This window comes from Streptomyces sp. NPDC046303 (assembly GCF_055588085.1).
On record NZ_JBVJFA010000083.1, the window covers coordinates 1 to 4,499 of the forward strand.

At 69.7% G+C, this 4,499-nt stretch carries 8 protein-coding genes; 7 read left to right on the plus strand and 1 reads right to left on the minus strand.

Annotated elements, in window-relative coordinates; all coding sequences use genetic code 11:
• Window positions 1-151 precede the first annotated feature (151 nt).
• The 7 genes from ACZ6I1_RS34900 (at window position 152) to ACZ6I1_RS34930 (ending at window position 4,215) form a co-directional block, all read left to right on the plus strand.
• Entirely contained in the window at window positions 152-508 is a 357-nt protein-coding gene (locus ACZ6I1_RS34900; protein WP_446594874.1) for a hypothetical protein, read from the plus strand.
• A gap of 17 nt (window positions 509-525) precedes the next feature.
• Window positions 526-795: a hypothetical protein gene (locus ACZ6I1_RS34905; RefSeq protein WP_469293139.1), complete on the plus strand. Its 270-nt coding sequence runs from the start codon at window positions 526-528 to the stop codon at window positions 793-795.
• A gap of 98 nt (window positions 796-893) precedes the next feature.
• On the plus strand, window positions 894-1,343 hold the full coding sequence (locus ACZ6I1_RS34910; RefSeq protein WP_469293141.1) for a protein kilB: 450 nt from the start codon (window positions 894-896) through the stop codon (window positions 1,341-1,343).
• Between the two features lie 127 nt (window positions 1,344-1,470).
• Complete coding sequence (locus ACZ6I1_RS34915; RefSeq protein ID WP_469293143.1) at window positions 1,471-1,878, plus strand: hypothetical protein; 408 nt, start codon at window positions 1,471-1,473, stop codon at window positions 1,876-1,878.
• 62 nt (window positions 1,879-1,940) lie between these two features.
• Complete coding sequence (locus ACZ6I1_RS34920) at window positions 1,941-3,014, plus strand: DNA polymerase III subunit beta family protein (protein ID WP_469293145.1); 1,074 nt, start codon at window positions 1,941-1,943, stop codon at window positions 3,012-3,014.
• Window positions 3,015-3,037: 23 nt separating this feature from the next.
• The gene (locus ACZ6I1_RS34925) at window positions 3,038-3,556 is read left to right on the plus strand and encodes a hypothetical protein (protein WP_469293147.1); all 519 of its coding nucleotides are present in this window, start codon (window positions 3,038-3,040) and stop codon (window positions 3,554-3,556) included.
• A 98-nt stretch (window positions 3,557-3,654) separates the two neighbouring features.
• A complete protein-coding gene (locus tag ACZ6I1_RS34930; protein ID WP_469293148.1) occupies window positions 3,655-4,215 on the plus strand; it encodes a hypothetical protein in 561 nt (186 codons plus the stop codon).
• A gap of 102 nt (window positions 4,216-4,317) precedes the next feature.
• Here ACZ6I1_RS34930 and ACZ6I1_RS34935 read toward each other — a convergent pair.
• On the minus strand, window positions 4,318-4,499 hold a 182-nt coding region (locus ACZ6I1_RS34935; RefSeq protein ID WP_469293149.1), incomplete at its 5' end, for a hypothetical protein.

The window sequence follows — 4,499 nt, forward strand, 5'->3', positions numbered from 1 at the left end:
GGGACCCTGTGGGAGAGTAGGACGCCGCCGAACAATCATTGCGGGAAGCCCCGCACCAGCCCTTACGGGCCCGGTGCGGGGCTTTTCTGCGTTCACCACCAGAACGACGCGGTCCGCTGGGTATCCTGGCCGCGTTCCCCTGGAGGACGTGATGACAGCACAGCAGCTGGAAGACGGCGGGCCGCTCATTCCTCAGCCGGCCATGACACGGGAAGCCCTGCGGGACGCCGTGCGCCGGATCGACATGGCCAACCTGGCCGTCCTCGACAAGGAATGCAACGAGGCGTTCGACCGGGCCGCGGAGACCGGTGCCATCAACCCGCTGCGGTTCTTCCTGATCAAGTGGGCCACGCACGTGGCGATTCACCGCTGGCCGGCCCGGGCGGCCGCGCTACACGAAGCGGAGCGCGTCGCGGGAGACCCGGCGGCCACCGAAGAGGAGTTCCGGGCCGCGATGGAGACGAGCAGCCGCATCCTGGCCGAGGCCCAGCGCGAGATCGGGCAGTGACTCCGCGCGGCGAAGGCGTGGAGAACGACACCGGCTGGGCGTGGGAGTGCGACCCCAGTCGGCTGTGGGTCCTCGGCGACATGCCGGCGGAACAACAGGGCCTCGTCGGTGCCGTCATGGACGGCCTGGTCGACCTGGCGGCGATGGCGATCGACCCCAAGGACGGCAGCCTCTACGAGGACCCCAACCCCATGCGGCTGCGTACGTACGAGGACGAGCACCTGATGGTCTGGTACCAGACCATCCCGCACCGCCGCCGCGTCTACCTGAAGCGGGTCAACCTCTGAGCCGCAGCCCCGGCCGGTCGGCAACGCGTGTCGGGTCCGTCAACCGAAACCGACTACCAGAGAGGGCCCAACGCCCGATGTCCATATGGCCTTCGATCGTGGCCGTACTCGGTACCCTCGCCGGTGCCCTGACCGCCGGACTCCTCCAGCACCGTGCGGCACGCACCGCACGCGCCGAGCAGCGCGCCGACAGCCATCGCCAAGACCAGCTCGGCGCCGTCACCGACTTCGCGGCCGCCCTCGACGCGCACCGCTCGGCGATCTTCCATCGGGAGCGTCTGGCCCAGGCAGAGGCGAGTACCGAGCACCAGCTGGAGGCCCAGACGAGGTCGCACGACACCCGGGCGGCGATCACCGCGCCGCACATCCGCCTCCAGGTACTGGTCCCCGAGCTGGCCGGGCCCGCCCAGCGGGCCGCGGAAACCACGTACGCGCTGCGCAAGGCCACCGACCGCACCGAGCTGGACGCCCGGCGGCATGCGGCCAAGGAAGCAACCGAGGCCTTCGTCACCGCGGCCGCCACGCTCCTGAGCCCCCACTCCCACTGACCAAGGCCGCCCCGGCCGCCGCTCCCTTACGCCCCCAGTACGGGCACGCCCCGTGGGCCCGTACGATCGCGGAGCGGAGCGCGGCGAGTCAGTCCACCACTCGGTTCAGGCAGCGAGGGGAGTCGGGGTGCCCAACGGACCGCGGCGGGAGGGAGCCTTCGAGTTCCTGCGAGCCGAACTGGCGGCCGGGCGATCGACGGCGACCGAGTTGACCACTCGGGATGCCTGGCTGGCCTTCAGACGATTCGGCCGGCAGCGCTTCGGCGCGGTGCCCACACCCGACGCCGACGGTTTGCTCTTCCAGTACGGCACGCACGCCTTCAGCGGGCGACCGATGTTCACCCTGGACCTCACGCGGCAGTTCGGCGTCAGCGATGACGGCGGTGAGCACGACCACTACGTCCAGGTTCACTGCGAATTGCGCTACGAGCCCGAACCTGCCCTCGACGAGTGGTTCGCCGCTATGGAGGCGCGCCTCGTACCGCTCCTCGATAGAGGGCTCTCCGAGATCGACCTGTACGAGGAGCCGGTATAGCGCTCGGCGGTGTTGCCGGGCGGTGTTGACCTTCGAGTGGGGTGAAGGCCAATGATGGCGTGGTGTCGAAATCCGAGCTGATGCCGATCGGGGCCTTCGCCCAACACAGTGGGCTGACTGCCAGTGCCTTGCGGTTCTACGCCGACTCCGGGCTGTTGCGCCCCGCCGAGATCGACCCGGTGTCGGGCTACCGCTACTACAGCGGTGACCAGGTGGCGCGGGCGACCGCGTTGCGCCGGCTTCGGGAGATCGGCATGCCCCTCAGCGACGTCGGGGTGTTCCTCGGCGCCGGGGCCGACGAGGCGGCCCGGCTGGTCGATGCGCATGTCGCGAAGGTCGTGGGGGATGCGGCGGCGGCGCAGCAGAAGGCTGCTGTGATCAAGGCCGTGCTCGGCGATGACGTGCCGGCTCTGCCGGTCGCTGTGCTGAAGGGTCCCGTCCTGGCGGATGCGGTCGAGCAGGTCCTGACCGCGGCCGTACATGAGCCGGGGATGCCGGTACTCGCCGGCTTGCGCATCGAGACGAGCCATGAGGCGGTCACCCTGACCGCGACGGACCGGTACCGGCTCTCCACCCGAACCCTCGTGCCGGCCGAACCATCGGGGCAGACGTGGGCCGGCACGGTCAGCGGAGACGAGCTGCGGCTCGCGGTCGCCGGCGTCCGCCGCAGTGCGCTGGTGCGGCTCGAGGCGGCGCCGTACGGGATCCGGCTGCGCGGGGCGGACGGCGAGGACCGGCATTGCCGGCTGCTGTCCGAGGAGTTCCCCGACCACCGGCTGATGCTGGCATCGCTGGGGGAGGTCACCACGCGGGTGACGGTCGCGAAGGAGCTGCTCCTGCGAGCGCTGGAAGAACACGCCGGCGAGCGCATCGCCCTGCACGTCGCCGACGACGGCGTGAACCTCGTACCCGGGGGCGAAGGACACCCCGGCATCCGCCTCCCGGCGATCGTGTCGGGCCGGGCCCTGGCCGTGTGGTTCGAGCTGACCACGCTCTATCCCGCCGTGAGTACGGCCATCGGTCCCGACGTGATGCTCGACCTGAGGGGAACGGACCAGCCGGTCACGATCCGCTCCGCGGACCGGGGGGACCTCACCACGCTGGCCATGCCGGTCCCGTCCGACCGCTCCGCCTGAGAAGGACCAAGAGGAACCCCGCCATGACTGATACGGCACCCGCCGGACCCGTTCCGGACCCGACCATGGACGCCATCGGCGAGGCCGTCGCCGAAGGCCGGGCCGGTGACAGCGCTTCGGCCCGCCGGAAGCTGCTGGGCCTGTGGTCCGCGATCGGTGTCACAGGCGATCCGTTGCACCGCTGCACTCTCGCTCACCACCTGGCAGATCTCCACGAAGATCCCGCCGAGGCCCTCGCTTGGGACATCCGGGCCCTGGACGCCGCCGACGCCGTGACCGAGCAGCGCGTCCAGGAGCATCACGCCGGCGTGCACATCGCCGGCTTCTACCCGTCCCTGCACCTCAACCTCGCCGACGGCTACCGCCGGCTCGGTTCCTTCGACGCCGCCGCCGAACACATCGACGCGGCCGAAGCGCACGCGCCCGGCCTGCCGCGGACGCCCTACGGTGACCTGCTCCGTGGAGCCATCCAAGAGGTAGCCGAAGCCATCGCCCGGCGGGACCGGTCCCGGCGAGCATCCGCGCCCGGCTCCCCTGCATGAGCTTCGCAGCCCGGTGTCCGCCAACCAGGCTGCCTGGAGCAGACTTTGCGCTGTGGGCCGCGGGAGCGGAGGCGAGTGGTGGCGTGGGGGAGTGTTCGGTGGATCTCAGTGCAGTGATCATCGCGGTGGCAGGTGTCGCCGGCACGCTGGGCGGTTCGCTGCTCACCCAGCGCGGTTCGGAGCGCACGAAGCTCAGGGAGATAGAGCTCCTCCGCGGCCAGGAAGAGATCCACGAGAGCCGCGTCCTGCGGCGCACCTGCTACGTGGAGCTCAACCGGGATGCCCGGCAGTTCACCACGGCACTCAACCGGCACCTGCACGTCCTGAGGGAACGAGGCGCGGAGGAGGACGACCGAGCCGCGCTCGAAGAAGCGAAGGACGCCCACCGCGATCGGTACTCCGAAGCGCAGATGATCGCCCCCGACCAGGTGCTCGCGCGGGCGAGTGCCGTCAACCAGGCCCTGAACAAGGTCTACGGCCAGGTCAAACGCCTCGAGAGAGGTGAGCCGGAGCCGGGCGAGACCATGGAGACCGCGGAACGAGACCAGCAGGCGGTCTGGGACATGCTCCGGGCCATGCGAGCGGCGATGCGTCACGACCTGGGGGTCTCGACTGACGGATCCCTGGAGCTCCCGGGAGCCGGCCAGGAGCCGTTTTGACACCCCTCCGGCACGGTTGTAGAGTCGAGCAGTTGCCTCGAGCTGGACAAGCTCGGCAGCAGCCCCTACAAGGAAGACTTTCGCGTGGGGACACTCGACTCTTCATTCGGGAATCGAAGCCGGGGAAATCCGGTGGAAATCTTCTGATAGAGTCGGACTCGCCGGAAAGGGAAAGCGCGAAAGCGTCTGGACCTGGAAAGCGCCGAGGAAATCGGGCCCGAAAGAGTCTGATAGAGTCGGAAACGCAAGAACAGAACGAAAGCCCGGAGGAAAGCCCGAGAGGG

Bases quoted from the DNA above. Each gene is read 5' to 3' on its own strand.
- ACZ6I1_RS34900 (WP_446594874.1), top strand. From the start codon at position 152: ATGACAGCACAGCAGCTGGAAGACGGCGGGCCGCTCATTCCTCAGCCG.
- ACZ6I1_RS34925 (WP_469293147.1), top strand. From the start codon at position 3,038: ATGACTGATACGGCACCCGCCGGACCCGTTCCGGACCCGACCATGGAC.